Source organism: Pseudomonas sp. Pseusp21, assembly GCF_059492145.1.
The window spans coordinates 20,336-34,151 of the sequence record NZ_CP168520.1 but is presented as its reverse complement, the minus strand read 5'-3'; the positions used below and the strand labels follow the sequence as shown (position 1 = coordinate 34,151).

At 60.7% G+C, this 13,816-nt stretch carries 12 protein-coding genes; 4 read left to right on the top strand and 8 right to left on the bottom strand.

The genetic code is table 11. From position 1 onward, the window contains the following. The first annotated feature begins 64 nt into the window (after positions 1-64). Entirely contained in the window at positions 65-679 is a 615-nt protein-coding gene (locus ACEN93_RS00145) for a response regulator transcription factor (protein ID WP_495610822.1), read from the top strand. Here the strand turns inward: ACEN93_RS00145 and ACEN93_RS00140 are convergent. From ACEN93_RS00140 to hchA, 3 genes are all read right to left on the bottom strand, one after another. Beyond that, complete coding sequence (locus tag ACEN93_RS00140) at positions 666-3,548, bottom strand: ATP-binding protein (protein WP_495610821.1); 2,883 nt, start codon at positions 3,546-3,548, stop codon at positions 666-668. The genes ACEN93_RS00145 and ACEN93_RS00140 overlap by 14 nt on opposite strands. Before the next feature lie 121 nt (positions 3,549-3,669). After that, a complete protein-coding gene (locus tag ACEN93_RS00135; RefSeq protein WP_103386297.1) occupies positions 3,670-4,389 on the bottom strand; it encodes a PA1136 family autoinducer-binding transcriptional regulator in 720 nt (239 codons plus the stop codon). Continuing rightward, positions 4,386-5,264, bottom strand: coding sequence for a glyoxalase III HchA (gene hchA / locus ACEN93_RS00130; RefSeq protein ID WP_074690713.1), 879 nt, complete (start codon positions 5,262-5,264; stop codon positions 4,386-4,388). The genes ACEN93_RS00135 and hchA overlap by 4 nt, the downstream gene beginning before the upstream one ends. Positions 5,265-5,428: 164 nt before the next feature. Here hchA and ACEN93_RS00125 point away from each other — a divergent pair, with 164 nt between their 5' ends. Continuing rightward, positions 5,429-7,288: an ABC transporter ATP-binding protein gene (locus tag ACEN93_RS00125; RefSeq protein ID WP_495610820.1), complete on the top strand. Its 1,860-nt coding sequence runs from the start codon at positions 5,429-5,431 to the stop codon at positions 7,286-7,288. 40 nt (positions 7,289-7,328) lie between these two features. Here ACEN93_RS00125 and ACEN93_RS00120 read toward each other — a convergent pair whose 3' ends face one another. From ACEN93_RS00120 to ACEN93_RS00105, 4 genes are all read right to left on the bottom strand, one after another. After that, positions 7,329-7,709, bottom strand: coding sequence for a nuclear transport factor 2 family protein (locus ACEN93_RS00120; RefSeq protein ID WP_414881531.1), 381 nt, complete (start codon positions 7,707-7,709; stop codon positions 7,329-7,331). 73 nt (positions 7,710-7,782) lie between these two features. Next, positions 7,783-8,886, bottom strand: a complete 1,104-nt coding sequence (locus ACEN93_RS00115; protein ID WP_495610819.1) for an alkene reductase — start codon at positions 8,884-8,886, stop codon at positions 7,783-7,785. Positions 8,887-8,996: 110 nt separating this feature from the next. After that, positions 8,997-10,256: a cation:dicarboxylate symporter family transporter gene (locus tag ACEN93_RS00110; protein ID WP_495610818.1), complete on the bottom strand. Its 1,260-nt coding sequence runs from the start codon at positions 10,254-10,256 to the stop codon at positions 8,997-8,999. A 113-nt stretch (positions 10,257-10,369) separates the two neighbouring features. Next, positions 10,370-10,795, bottom strand: a complete 426-nt coding sequence (locus ACEN93_RS00105; RefSeq protein ID WP_039771195.1) for a VOC family protein — start codon at positions 10,793-10,795, stop codon at positions 10,370-10,372. Between the two features lie 104 nt (positions 10,796-10,899). On the opposite strand from ACEN93_RS00105, the gene ACEN93_RS00100 reads away from it, so the two are divergent. Further along, entirely contained in the window at positions 10,900-11,778 is an 879-nt protein-coding gene (locus ACEN93_RS00100; protein ID WP_495610817.1) for a LysR family transcriptional regulator, read from the top strand. 11 nt (positions 11,779-11,789) lie between these two features. On the opposite strand, the gene ACEN93_RS00095 is transcribed toward ACEN93_RS00100, so the two are convergent. After that, positions 11,790-12,758 carry an alpha/beta hydrolase gene (locus tag ACEN93_RS00095; RefSeq protein ID WP_495611530.1) on the bottom strand — a complete coding sequence of 323 codons (969 nt, stop codon included), beginning with the start codon at positions 12,756-12,758 and terminating at the stop codon, positions 11,790-11,792. 206 nt (positions 12,759-12,964) lie between these two features. Here ACEN93_RS00095 and ACEN93_RS00090 point away from each other — a divergent pair, with 206 nt between their 5' ends. Beyond that, positions 12,965-13,798: an oxidoreductase gene (locus ACEN93_RS00090; RefSeq protein ID WP_039771007.1), complete on the top strand. Its 834-nt coding sequence runs from the start codon at positions 12,965-12,967 to the stop codon at positions 13,796-13,798. Positions 13,799-13,816: the final 18 nt, after the last annotated feature.

Genomic DNA, 13,816 nt, shown 5'->3' with positions numbered 1-13,816 from the left:
AGAACAAGGAATCGACATGTTGAACGCGAACAACGCAATCGCCCCTTCCCGTGGAGCATTACCGATGAGTGATGTCACGCCCGTCGTATTCGTTGTCGATGACGACATTTCCGTGCGCGAGTCGCTGGAGCTGATGATCCGCTTCGCCGGATGGCAGCCACGGCTGTTCGAGTCCGCGCAGGATTTTCTCGACGCGCCCCGGGCGCTGGTGCCCAGTTGCCTGGTGCTGGACATCAACCTGCCCGACCTGAGCGGCCTGGATCTGCAGACCGCCCTGGCCGATGAACGCCACAACATGCCGATCATCTTCATCACCGGCTACGGCGATATTCCGCGCACGGTGCGGGCCCTGAAGGCCGGCGCGGTGGAGTTTCTGACCAAACCGTTCAACGACGAGGTGATCCTCAGCGCCATGGCCGATGCGCTGCAAAGCAGTCGCGTGGCGCTTGAGGGGGAAAAGAATCTGCGCGCACTGCTTGAGGCCTACAAGACCCTGACGCCGCGCGAGCAGGAAATCATGGCGTCGGTGGTCAGCGGGCGGTTGAACAAGCTGATTGCCGCCGACCTCAACATCAGCGAAATCACCGTCAAGGCCCATCGCGGCAAAGTGATGCGCAAGATGAAGGCCCGTTCGCTGGCGGACCTGGTGAAAATGGCCGCGCTCATTACGCCGGAGTAGCGGGCAGGCTCTGCCAGAAGCTTTCCAGCCGACGCAGATCAAGACTGTCGAAGCCTTCCGAAGCCCGCTCGCGGCAGGCACCGAGCAACGTCCGGGCCTGATCCGGTTGACCCTGTTCAAGCCAGAACCGGGCCAGATCCATCGATGACCGCAACTCCCACGCCCAGGCGCCCTGCTCGCGGCTCAGCGCAATGGAATCCTCAAGAACCGCCAACATGGCCTGCTCATCATCGGCCTGGATGACCTTGAGAATACCGGCCTTGATTCGCAGTAATTCCGGCAGCGCAAAGGCATCACCGCTTCGGCGGCAGTGATCGATGGTGCTGTCGACCAGGGTCAGTGCCTTTGGGTGTTGACCCGCCAGCATCAGGCCTTCGGCCAGTGCGATTTCGAATGAGGTCGTGAGCAGTTCGTAACGCATGCCCCGCAACCGCGCCAGACTTTCCTCCAGCATGGCAACTGCTTCGCCGGGTTCCTCGGCGCGGATGGCGATCGCCGCTCGCAACCCGTGGCAGGCGGCAATGTAAGGGCCGAGTGCGTTGGTTTCGGCGATGGCGCTGAACCGCTCGAGGCTCGCGGTGGCCTTCGCCAGATCACCGGTCCAGATATAGATGCACAAGATCCAGACCATGGCGATGCAGTAAGTGACCGGATGCTGCAGCGCGAATGCTTCGGCCTCGATCTGCTCGGCCAAGCGCCGGGCCTGATCGGGATAGCCTTGCAGCCAGAGTGACCGCGCCAGCGCCAGGCCCGTGCGATTGCGGTGATCGAAGCCGTAGTAAATCGTGTTGCTGGGATGGGACGGCAAACTGTTGCGCAACGAACTTTCCAGTTCCTGGCGAGCCAGACGCTGATTGCCGAGCAGATGATGGGAAATCCCGGTCAGCGATGCGGCAATCGCGATGGCGGCGGGCTCGTTGAGGATATTGCCGACCACAGCGGCCTGCTCCGCCCAGGCCAGCGACGAAGGGAAATCACCGATGCGTTCGTAGAAGATCTGCAAGCGGCCCAGCAACCTCAGCTGAGAGCCGTAGTCGTTCAGCGCGACGGCAATGTCCTGCGCCCGGAGCAAGGCCTTTTCAGCGGCTTCACTGTTGCCTCGGGTGAACATCAGCACCAGGCCGAGCGCGGCTTGCAGTTCCATTTCGGTGGGCGTGCCGTAGTACCCCAGTTCCAGCAGCTCCACCGCCCGGGAGCACCAGGTGCGGCACTCGACCAGCAAGGAAAAATGAAGGAACAACGGCGCGCTCGCAGCCGCCAGCGGCAACGCCAGTCCCGGATCGCCGTGGGGGCCGAAGCTCCATTCCAGCGCACCGCGAACGTTGCCCAACTGGCTGGCCAGACGCGCCGAGTGGCGGAAAATTTCGTCGGGCGCAGTCCCCAGATGGCCGAGCAGATCCATGTAAAACGCCGCGTGCCGGAACGCCAGCGCATTGACCTCGGCCTCTCCCCGCGCCGCCAGTTTTTCCCGGGCGTAGGCACGCGTCATCTCCAGCAAGCGATACGAATCCGTCGAGTCGCTGTGATCGACCGTGACCAGCCCTTTGCACACCAGATCATCGAGGATCGCAGCCGCTGCAGCGCTTTCGTGTTGTGATTCGGCCACCACCTGAGCGGCGGCTTCCTGGGAAAACGGCCCGACGAAGACCGAAAACCGCTCCAGCGCCAAGCGCTCCTGCAGCGACAGCAGGTCATAACTCCAGTCGAGCATGGCGCGCAGGGTCTGATGGCGCGGCACCGCCGTCCTGCGACCCGACCAGCCCAGCGAAAAACGCTCGCCGAGCAGCGCGTGGGTGGCCTTCAGTCCGTGGCTGGCAACCCGCATCGCCGCCAGTTCGATCGGCAACGCCATGCCCTCCAGCCGCTGGCAAATGTCCGCAATCATTTGCCCTCCGTCCGCTTCCAGCAGCAGCGCGGCGTTGCTCGACGATGCACGTTCGACAAACAGCTTGATGGCCGGAAATGCCAGCAACTCCGCAACCGAGAGGTGTTGCGGCTCACGGGGAAATTCCAGCGGATTGAGCCAGTGCACGTGTTCGCCACGCACCCGCAGCGGCTCGCGACTGGTGGCCAGAACCCCGACCTCCGGCGCGGTGTCGCTGATCTGCTCCAGGAGCGTCGACACCGCGTCGATAAGGTGTTCGCAGTTGTCGATCACCAGCATCAGCCGCTGCTCACGCAAATGCGCGAGCAGTACAAACATCGGGTCTTCCGCCTGCACCGGGATGTCCAGCGATCGGGCCAGCGCCGACGGCACCAGCGCGCAGTCTTCCACTTGCGCCAAATCGACGAAACTGACGCGCTCATAACCCTGGGCGGCGATGCGGTGCGCCACTTCGATGGCCAGGCTGGTCTTGCCGACGCCGCCGGGGCCGACGATGGTGAACAGCCTTGGTTGCTGCATATGGTCGATGACCAGTTGCAGGTCGGTCTCGCGGCCGATCAGTTTGGCCCGGGGCGGCAGACTGCAAACGCCATCAGTGGCTCGGGGCGCGATGGGCGCCGGTTGAACAGCGGTCTGTTTTCTTTCCAGCGGCGCGACGAAGGCATAACCCACGCCGACCTGGGTCGCGATGTAACGCGCCTGTTCCTCGCCATCCCCGAGAATCCGCCGCAGGCCGGTCATGTGAAAACGCAGGCTGCCTTCGGCCACCACGCTGTCGGGCCAAACCTTGTCGATCAGGTCGTATTTGGACAGCACGCGCCCCGGTTGCTCGAGCAAGGCGATTAGCAGATCCAGCGCCCGCCCGCCGATCTCGACCGCCACCCCGTTGCGGGTCAGCAGCCGTTTGCCTGGAACGACACAGAACGGACCGAAAATGAATTGGGTCGTGAGGGATTCGTGCAATGCGTCCGGAAAAGACTCCACGAGGATCGATCTCTCTAAAAAACGTAGGGGGCGGCGCCGGTTACAGACAGCCGGCGCAGGCCCTTTGCATGATAGGAGTTTTGCATGGTCGTTCAAGCACGGCACCGGCAGAGTGAGAACCTCACCCCTTTATTTCCCCTTTGCGAATGGCAATTTTGATGGCCTGGGCGGTGGTGGCCACGCCGAGATGCCGACGGGCCGAACGCAGGTGATTTTCCACTGTACGGCCGGACAAGCCGAGCGTGGCAGCAATGTCGGCCTGTCGCCGACCGGCGGCGACCCACGCCAGCACTTCGCGCTCACGGGTCGAGAGTTTCCCGGCTGTCTCGTCCAGCGGCGCTTCGAGCAAGCGTCGTGCCGAGTGAAACGCCACCGTGGCGAGCATGCCCAACGCCAGACGAACCCGCGCCGAGGCATCGATCTGTTCGCCGCCCAGGCTCATGGCGCCTTCAAGCCCTTGCGGGCCGAAGACCGGAATCTGCAATCCATGCACGCCCGGGCCACTGGGCACGCGAACCAGCCGATAAAGTTCGCCGCTCTCCTCCTGCACCTTGCTCCAGAAGAACGATTCGCGGGCGTCCAACAGGTGGCGAGTTACTGGGCAGCGCTGAACGTAGGTTTCGGCGTCGACGCCAGTGCCATCACAAAACCAGTCGCCCTCCACCCAGTAAATGCGCTCGACCACGTCCTCCGACGCCGAGGTGGCGGAGAACAGGACGAACCGATTGTAACCATAGGCCCCGGCAAAACCGCGAACGGCCTTCTGGATCGCCACTAGCGTGGGCGCCGCCTCGATGTCGAGGGCGGCGCGCAAGAGTGCCTCGGCAGGTCCGGAGCTCACCCCGACGTGACCTCTTTGAGGAGCGCGGCCGCCGCCAGTTTGCCCAGCGCGTTGCCCGCCAGCGGACTGTCACCGGTCAGCAGTTTGCGATCCTGAAGCGTGGCCCCGGAAATGTCCTGGTTAGTGATTTCCACACCGAGCGCCTGCAACTGCTCGCCGAACTTCCAGGTCAGGTGGCCGGGCATGTAACCGATGTCGGGGGTTGTCGCGTCCAGGACATCGGGAAAGGCGCAAATCCGGTAGCCATTGAAGATGCATGAATCTTTTGTTTCACCGAGGCCGGCCGCCAGCAGCGCCGCCGGGCCGTGGCACAGAGTAATGACGAATTTGTCCTTGGCGACGGCCCATTGCAGGACTTTCTTCACGTCCTCGCTTTCCGGCAGGCCGATCAGCGCACCGTGGCCGCCGGGAATGAACACGCCGATGTAATCCGAGTCCTCGCCCAGCGCTTCTTCGATCACTTGGGACAGCTTGAGCGGACGCTTGAACTGATCACGATATTGCTCATAGAAGCCCTTCACTTCGGCGTCTTCGGAGGGCATGGCCCAGAATTCGAACTTGACCGGATTGCCCGACAGCGTCGCGACGTCGAAGCCGAAACCGGCCTTGTCCAGGTGATACATCGGCAGCAGGGTTTCAACCGGGTGATTGCCCGTGGAAAACATGGTGCCGTTGTCGGTCAATAGATAGCGCTCGTCCGCGCCGATCATCAGGACCTTCCAGCGCCCGCCCTTGTAACGGTTGGGGTACTCGGCATCACTGAGATCGGATTTGGGCGAAGTGAACTGGCTGAGGGAATACGGCGAGGGGAAAAACGCGTTGTCCTCAGCCGGATCGGGGGTTGGGCGCTTGTCGTCAGTCTGCGTGGTAGCCATGGTGCTCTCCATCGAGTGGGTCAACGTCGGAGTTCATGCTAGTAAGGCGTCAGCGTTACAACAATGAGGGTTTTCCCTCAAAAGATCATGCACTGAACCTGCAGCCCCTCAATGTGATCGATAAGTGGCAGAATCCCCGCAACTGATGAATTCGGAGACCCCCAATGCTTCGCCTGTTTGAACAACGGCTCGACCCCTTCCCGCCCGACGAAGCGCCGCCACCGCCGGTCGGTCTGGCGCGGTTCCTGTGGGCCTGCACCCGTGGCGCTCGCGGTTATATCCTCGCGCTGGCGCTGCTCAGTGCCGGTGTGTCGATCTACGAAGCCTGGTTGTTTTCCTTTCTGGGTCAGGTCGTGGACCTGCTTTCGGCCTGGCAGGCCGGCGGTGATGCAAATGGCCAGGAGAGCCGCGTGCTGTGGGGCATCGGCCTCGTGCTGCTGACCAGTGTCGGGCTGGTGGCGCTGCGCACCATGGTTCAGCATCAGGTCTTGGCTATCAATTTGCCGTTGCGTCTGCGCTGGGATTTTCATCGGCTGATGCTGCGGCAGAGCCTTTCATTCTTTTCCGATGAGTTTTCCGGCCGGGTCACGACCAAGGTGATGCAGACCGCACTGGCCGTGCGCGAAGTGCTGTTCACCGTCATCGAGATCGCACCGGGCATTGGCGTCTATTTCATTGCGATCATCGCCCTGGCCGGCGGTTTCGCCCTGAAACTCATGCTGCCGTTCATTGCCTGGGTCGCACTGTTCGGGCTGGCGATGCTGTATTTCGTGCCACGCCTGGGCCAGGTCGGGCAGGAACAGGCCCATGCACGGTCATCGATGACGGGCCGGGTTTCGGATGCCTACACCAACATCACCACCGTGAAACTGTTCTCCCACTCCAAACGTGAAGCGCACTTTGCGCGGGCGGCAATGGAGGACTTCAAGCAGACCGGTTTCCGCCAGATGCGTCTGGTCAGCCAGTTCGAGATCGTCAATCAGGCGTTGGTGGTCGGGCTGATCATGGGCGCCGGCGGCTACGCCTTGTGGCTGTGGCATCAGGGCGAAGTCGGCACCGGGGCCGTGGCGGCGATCACGGCCATGGCGTTGCGCATCAACGGTATGTCGCACTGGATCATGTGGCAGATGACGTCGCTGTTCGAGAACATTGGCACGGTGCAGGACGGCATGGACACCCTGACCCGAGGCCCCAAGGTGCAGGATGCGCCGGACGCCGGCGTATTGGTGCCTTCCGGCGGCGCCGTGGAATTCGACAACGTGAGCTTCAACTACAACGGCGAACGCCAGGTGCTCGACGGCTTGAGCCTGAGTATCCAGCCGGGCGAAAAGATCGGTCTGGTGGGACGTTCCGGTGCCGGTAAATCCACGCTGATCAACCTGCTGCTGCGCTTCTATGACGTCGATCGCGGCGAGATTCGCATCGACGGTCAAAACATCGCAAAAGTAACGCAGGACAGCCTGCGCAGCGCGATCGGCATGGTCACTCAGGACACCTCCCTGCTGCACCGCTCGATTCGCGACAACATCGCCTACGGCCGACCGGACGCCACCGACGAACAGATCCAGCGCGCGGCGGCCAATGCCCAAGCCGACGGCTTCATCAACCAGCTCAGCGACCGTCAGGGCCACACCGGCTATGACACGCTGGTGGGCGAACGCGGCATCAAGCTTTCCGGTGGCCAGCGCCAACGCATCGCCATCGCCCGGGTAATGCTCAAAAACGCGCCGATCCTTCTACTGGACGAAGCGACAAGCGCCCTGGACTCGGAAGTCGAAGTCGCCATCCAGGAAAGCCTCGATGAAATGATGCAGGGCAAGACCGTGATCGCCATTGCCCATCGACTGTCGACGATTGCCGCGATGGACCGACTGATTGTCATGGATGAGGGGCGCATCATCGAGCAAGGCACCCACACCGAACTGCTGGCCAAGAACGGCACCTATGCGCGGCTTTGGCAGCATCAGAGTGGCGGGTTTCTGGGTGAGGATCAGGGGCTGACTGAGGCGATGGATCAGGCGTAATCCGTGCTGCCCCGGTGTTGTCGGGGCAGACGACGAGGGCTCAGACGCTCGGGTGGGTGTGGTAGATCTTGCTGATGATCGTCCACTTGCCGTCCACCTTCAGCAGGTTGAAGAAGTCGGTGAAACGAAACCCTGACACATTGTCGGTATCGACCCGGGCACTCGCAACCGTGCCGACGATGTCGATGCGAACGATGGCGGCTTCGGCTTCGGGGGATGGACGGAACGCGCTGTCGATGACGTCATACAGATTCTGGATCGCGCCGCCGACGAGCTTGCCGTCGTCAACCCCGAACATGGTCGCCTGAGCATTGAATGCGGGCTTCATTAAGGCGCTGTCAGCCTTCGCTCCCCCTTCGTTGTACTGGCTGAGCACTTCGACGATTGCGTTGTATTCCTGCACGTAAGTTGGATGACTCATGATGAACTCCTGTTTGCTGTGAATGTTTTTTCAATCAATCCGCCCTGCGCCGATCCGGTTCAGGGCGCACAAATCAATGGTCAGCCGTTGGCCAGTCGGTGTAGCCCTTGGCGCCGCCGCCGTAGTAGCTCTCGCGTGGCGCGATGGTCAGTTCGGTGCCCCGACGCAGGCGCTCCACGAGGTCGGGGTTGGAAATGAACAGGCGCCCGAACGCCACCGCGTCAATCCGGCCCTGCGCCCGGCGCTCCAGTGCCATCTCGAGGTCGTAGTTGTTATTGCCGATGAAGGGGCCTTCGAACTGCGCGCTCAATGCATCCAGATCAACGCCATCAGGAACCGTGCGCGAGGTCGCGGTGGCGCCTTCGACGAAGTGCAGATAGGCCAGATTGAGTCGGTTGAACTGCTGAATCAGATATCCGTAAGTCGCCATGACATTGCTGTCGGGAGGCGTGTTTCCGGCATCGGGCGTTACCGGCGAAAGACGAATGCCGACGCGGTCGCTGCCCCAGATCGAAATCACCGCTTCAGTGACTTCAAGGGTCAGTCGGGCGCGGTTCTCAATGGTGCCGCCGTACCGGTCAGTGCGCTGATTGGTCGAGTCACGCAGAAACTGGTCGAGCAGATAGCTGTTCGCCGAATGAACCTCCACGCCATCAAAACCGGCACGCCTGGCATTTTCAGCGGCGCGCTTGTATTGCTCAATGATGCCGGGAATCTCCGACGTCTCCAGCGCCCGGGGCGTCGACACTTCGACAAAGCCGTTCTCGGTGTAGGTGCTGCCTTCTGCCTTGATCGCCGAGGGCGCAACGGGAGCGGCACCGTCGGGCTGTAACTCGACGCTGGAAAAACGCCCCACGTGCCACAACTGGCTGACAATCCTGCCACCTGCGGCATGGACGGCGTCCGTGACTTTTCTCCAGCCCGCCACCTGCGCGTCCGACCAGATCCCCGGCGTCATGGCGTAGCCACGTCCCTGCGCCGAAATGTTTGTCGCTTCGGCAATGATCAAGCCGGCACTCGCGCGCTGTGCGTAGTAAGTAGCGTGCAACTCGTTCGGAACGCCGTCTTCAGCCATCCGGCTGCGGGTCACGGGCGCCATGACAATCCGGTTGGTCAATTGCAGGGCGCCCATTTGCATGGGAGAAAAAAGATCCGTGTTGCGACTGTTATCAATCATGTTGCATACCCTCAATATCAGACCGGTCGTCTAGTAACTTGATGAAAAAAAATCGCCTGTACATCAGCAGGCGTTTACTCGTGCAGCGCCGTCAGTGCTCCTTGTGATCGTCAGGCCTTTTGTACGTCCGGGCGGGTGCGCGAAGGCTCAAGAGTCACCCTCTCCCATTTGGCGATCACCAGGGGCGCGATCGCATTGCCCAACACATTCAGGGTGGTGGTGCCGCTGTCGATAATCCTGAAGATGCCGGCGATCAGTGCCACGCCCTCCAGCGGGAGACCGGCAGACGCCAACGTGGCCGACAGGATGACGATGGCGAATCCAGGCACCCCGGCAGCACCTTTGGAGGTCAGCACCATGGTCACCACCAGCAGGATTTCCTGAGAAAGCGACAGATCGATTCCATAAAGCTGGGCGATGAAAATTGTCGCCACGCCGAGGAAGATCGACGCTCCATCGAGGTTGAACGCGTACCCCACTGGCACCACAAAACTGACAATGCGCCGTGGTACGCCGTAGTTCTCCAGCTTGCTCATCAACTGCGGCATGACCGCTGCAGAGGCAGCACTGGAGAACGCAAGAATCAACTCGTCGCGGAAATACCTGATCAACTTGAAGATGTTCTCGCCGATCAGGTAACTGATTCCTCCGAGCACTACCAATGCGAAGACGATCAGCGCCAGATAAACCACACCAATCAACTTGAGCAGGGGCAACAACGAGGCAAAACCGAAGGTAGCGACGGTCGCACCGATCATGCCGAACACCCCTATCGGGGCATAGGCCATGACGATCGAGACGATCCTGAACATCGCATCCGAAATGCCTTGGACCAGCGCAACCACAGGTGCACTTTTCTCCCTGGGCAATGCGTTGAGCGCGACACCGAACAACACCGCGAAGAACAGCACAGAAAGCAACTTCGCCTCGGACATCGCCACCAGAACGTTATCCGGAACGATGTTTTGCACAATCACGAGCGCGCCCTTCGAAGGCTCCATCGTGATGGCGGCAGCACCGTGTGCGATGCCCGAAATATCGGTGCCCGTACCGGGTTCGAAGAGGTTCGCGAAACACAGGCCGATCACGATGGCCAGGCCGGTGATCGCAAAGAAATAGCCCAGCGACTTGATGCCCATCCGGCCGAACGACTTGTTATCCCCGCCACCGGCGATACCCAGGATCATGCAACAGAACACGATGGGCACGACCACCATCTTCATCATCTTGATGAAGATATCGCCAAGTGGTTTCAGGATCTCCGCACTGACCCACGACTGATACTGCGGATGGGTGTTGAAGTACCAACCAACGAGCACGCCAAGCAACAGCCCGGCAACGATTTGCCACACCAGGGGAATACGTTTCATGTCTAGCCTTCTTGTTGGAATGAAAGGACTGCATCAATCGGCAGTTGCTAGAGTCATGAGCTTCCAGCTCACTTGAGATCAAATGGCACAACGCCGTTGTGCCATTGCGTTTCTTACTTGGCGAAGAGCTGACTCATATCCTTGAAGGCCTTGAATTCGAGGGCATTGCCGCAAGGGTCGAACAGGAACATGGTGGCTTGCTCGCCAACCTGTCCTTTGAATCGAATGTAAGGTTTGATCACAAATTCGGTACCGAAAGACTTGAGGCGCTCTGCCAGCGCTTCCCACTCTTCCCATCCCAGGATGATGCCGAAGTGAGGAACAGGAACGTCGTGCCCGTCGACCGGGTTGCTGTGAACGCTTTCCTGAGACGCGGTTTTCGGGTGCTCGTGAATCACCAGTTGGTGCCCGTAAAAGTTGAAGTCGACCCACTGGTTGCTGGAACGCCCCTCTTCCAGGCCGAAGACTTCACCGTAAAAAGTGCGGGCTGCGGCCAGGTTGTAAACGGGGATGGCGAGGTGAAAGGGTGAAAGGCTCATCAGGACTCCGATACGTTTTTTGTGGTTGATGAGCACATCGTAGGGCGACACTGACAGCAAAAAAATCAATATATATTTCTCAGAAACACAACTAATATTTGTGAATGATCAAAGAACTCAAGACCCTTATTGCCGTCGCCCGGGAAGGCACTTTCGCTGCGGCCGGCAACCGGATCGGCCTCACCCAGGCAGCGGTGAGCGCCCAGATTCAACGTCTGGAAGCCGAACTTGGCTTTGAAATATTCGACAGAAAAGGACGCTCGGCCCACCTCAACAGGATGGGCCAGCAAGTCCTGCTTCAGGCGCAGGAGCTGCTTCGTCTTTACGACAACCTGGGATCGACCACCGTTGGTCTTTCCACCCGCATTCTGGTCAACGTCGGCGCAATCGCCTCAGTCCAGCGATCGTTTCTCCCGGACGCACTCGCCAGGTTTCACCAGCAGTGCCCGGAATGCCGAACGCGTGTCGTGCCCGGTCTTTCCATGGAGCTGGTGAACCTGGTGGATACTGGCGAAATCGACATGGCGGCGATCATTCGGCCGCCCTTCTCGCTTCAAAGCGATCTGCGCTGGACCACACTGGCGCTTGAACCCTACCGTCTGATCGTGCCCAAGGACGTACCGGGAGAAGACTGGATCGAACTGCTCTCATGCCTGCCGTTCATTCGCTATGACCGCTCTTCATTCGGCGGCAGGCAGGTCGATCGTTTCCTGCGACAGATGCATTTCACTTTGCGTGAAGTCTCTGAGCTGGATGAGCTGGAGGCCATCATCAGGCTGGTGGAGAATGGCGTAGGGGTCGCGCTCGTGCCGCAGACGGCCACCCATCAGCAATGGCCGTCAGGGGTGCGGGCGCTCGATCTGGGCCAGCATACTTTCCATCGTGATATCGGACTGGTGCACAGGCCTCGGCGAAGTTTCACCGAACCTGTACGGACTTTGGCTGAACTTATTCTCGAGCAATTCAAGGTGGCGGCTGAGTGAGGGTCGATGGCTCACCCCTCAACAAGCCGCCCCGCAACCCACGCACGACTATACCCGAGCACCCTCCCCGCCAACCCCAGCGGAAAATGAATCACACCATGTGCGGTTTCCGGCAACAGGTGCACCTCCACTTCCGCCGCTCTGCCCCAACGTTCAGCCAACTCAAGCGTGTCATCCCTGAGCGGATCCAGTTCCGCAGCGAACATCAACGCTGGCGGAAAACCGGTGAAGTCACCGTACAGCGGTGACAACGGCGCCTGCCGGCGTTCTTCCTCGTTCAATCCCGGAGTGAGCATTTGCAGCGCTTCAACCATCCCCGGCCCGTCCAGCAGCAAGGTATCGGGCCCGGCGCTGCGTACGCTGGGGGTTCCGGTAAGGTCGTAGACGCCGTAATACAGCAGCGCCCCGCTCACCCGTTCGAGCAGGTCCGGCCACTGTTTGAGTTGCAGCAGGGTCGCGGCGGCGAGGTGGCCGCCTGCCGACTCGCCCACGACGATGACGGGCAGGTTCGCAAACTCGCGGCAGTCATCGCTCAGCATCCAGCGGGCCGCCGTGAGGCAGTCCTGCATGGCGCCCTCGATCGGAGTCGAGACCACAAGCCGATAGTCGACCGAAACCACTGCCACGTCGCAGGCTTTCACCATGGCGACGTTGAGGGGGTCGTTCATCTGCGCGTTGCCGATGACCCAGCCTCCACCATGAATATCCAGCACCACACCTTTGGCCTTTGTCTTTGGCCGAATAATCCGCACCGGCACTGATGCGCCGTCGACACCCACCACTTTTCGCTCGGCCTCGAGCCCGTGCTTGAGCAACTTTCTTGCGCCGCCCAATTGGCTTAGTCGCAACAGCAACTGAATCGCCCGTGGCGTGATGCGATTGCGGATACGAAAGCGCGGCAGCCGGGCAAGCTTGCGGTTGAACGCGCGCAATTGCGCCAACTCGTTATCGTCTGCGGGCCAACGGGTTGATGTCTTCATTTCGTCCTGGCTCATCGGCGGTTGTTGCGCAGGATATCAGCGGTTGCGGTCTGTTCCAGCCTGGATGCCTGGAGCTACGCAAAAAGTTCATCGGCCGTCATCTCGCCCCGTTGATAGGAATAGGCAATGATCAAAGACAAACCGACATAGGTGAGTGTTTCTTCGATGGATACCATGAGCTGAAACCGCATTCACTGGAGCCCGTCATGACCACCACCAAAACCCTCTTCATCACCGGCGTCAGCAGCGGCTTCGGCCACGCGCTGGCCAAGGAAGCGCTGGCTGCCGGCCACCGCGTCATCGGTACCGTCCGCAACGAAGCCGACCTGCAAGCCTTTCAGGCGCTGTCCAGCGGCAACGCGTACGGCGTGCTGCTGGATGTCACGGACTTCGACCGCATCGAAGGCGTCGTGGCGACCGTCGAAGCGACCCACGGTCCGGTCGATGTGCTGGTCAACAACGCCGGCTACGGCCACGAAGGCATTTTCGAAGAATCGCCACTGGAGGACATGCGCCGCCAGTTCGACGTGAATGTGTTCGGCGCGGTCGCGGTGACCAAGGCGTTTGTGCCGTTCTTTCGCCAGCGGCGGGCGGGCCATATTCTCAATATCACGTCGATGGGCGGCACAATCACCATGCCGGGTATCGCGTACTACTGCGGCAGCAAGTTTGCGCTCGAAGGCATCTCCGATACCCTGAGCAAGGAACTGGCGCCGTTCAATATCTTCGTGACCGCCGTCGCACCGGGTTCATTTCGAACCGACTGGGCCGGTCGTTCGATGCAGCGCACGCCGCGCAGCATCGCCGACTATGACGCCAGTTTCGATCCGGTGCGCAAGGCCCGCGAAGACAAAAGCGGCAAGCAACTCGGTGATCCGCGCAAAGCGGCGCTGGCGATGTTGCAGATCATCGCCAGCCCTGCTCCGCCAGCGCATCTGTTGCTGGGCAGCGATGCATTGAACCTGGTGCGCGACAAGTTGAAACGCGCCGCCAGCGAGATCGATCAATGGGAAACGCTGAGCCGCTCCACCGACCATTGAACGGCCCACAGAGAGAAC

Excerpts from the sequence above, each read along its gene's own strand:
- ACEN93_RS00090 (WP_039771007.1), top strand. The coding sequence starts at position 12,965 with ATGACCACCACCAAAACCCTCTTCATCACCGGCGTCAGCAGCGGCTTC.
- ACEN93_RS00100 (WP_495610817.1), top strand. The coding sequence starts at position 10,900 with ATGATCAAAGAACTCAAGACCCTTATTGCCGTCGCCCGGGAAGGCACT.
- ACEN93_RS00125 (WP_495610820.1), top strand. The coding sequence starts at position 5,429 with ATGCTTCGCCTGTTTGAACAACGGCTCGACCCCTTCCCGCCCGACGAA.
- hchA (WP_074690713.1), bottom strand. The coding sequence starts at position 5,264 with ATGGCTACCACGCAGACTGACGACAAGCGCCCAACCCCCGATCCGGCT.
- ACEN93_RS00145 (WP_495610822.1), top strand. The coding sequence starts at position 65 with ATGAGTGATGTCACGCCCGTCGTATTCGTTGTCGATGACGACATTTCC.
- ACEN93_RS00115 (WP_495610819.1), bottom strand. The coding sequence starts at position 8,886 with ATGATTGATAACAGTCGCAACACGGATCTTTTTTCTCCCATGCAAATG.
- ACEN93_RS00105 (WP_039771195.1), bottom strand. The coding sequence starts at position 10,795 with ATGAGCCTTTCACCCTTTCACCTCGCCATCCCCGTTTACAACCTGGCC.
- ACEN93_RS00110 (WP_495610818.1), bottom strand. The coding sequence starts at position 10,256 with ATGAAACGTATTCCCCTGGTGTGGCAAATCGTTGCCGGGCTGTTGCTT.
- ACEN93_RS00095 (WP_495611530.1), bottom strand. The coding sequence starts at position 12,758 with ATGAAGACATCAACCCGTTGGCCCGCAGACGATAACGAGTTGGCGCAA.
- ACEN93_RS00120 (WP_414881531.1), bottom strand. The coding sequence starts at position 7,709 with ATGAGTCATCCAACTTACGTGCAGGAATACAACGCAATCGTCGAAGTG.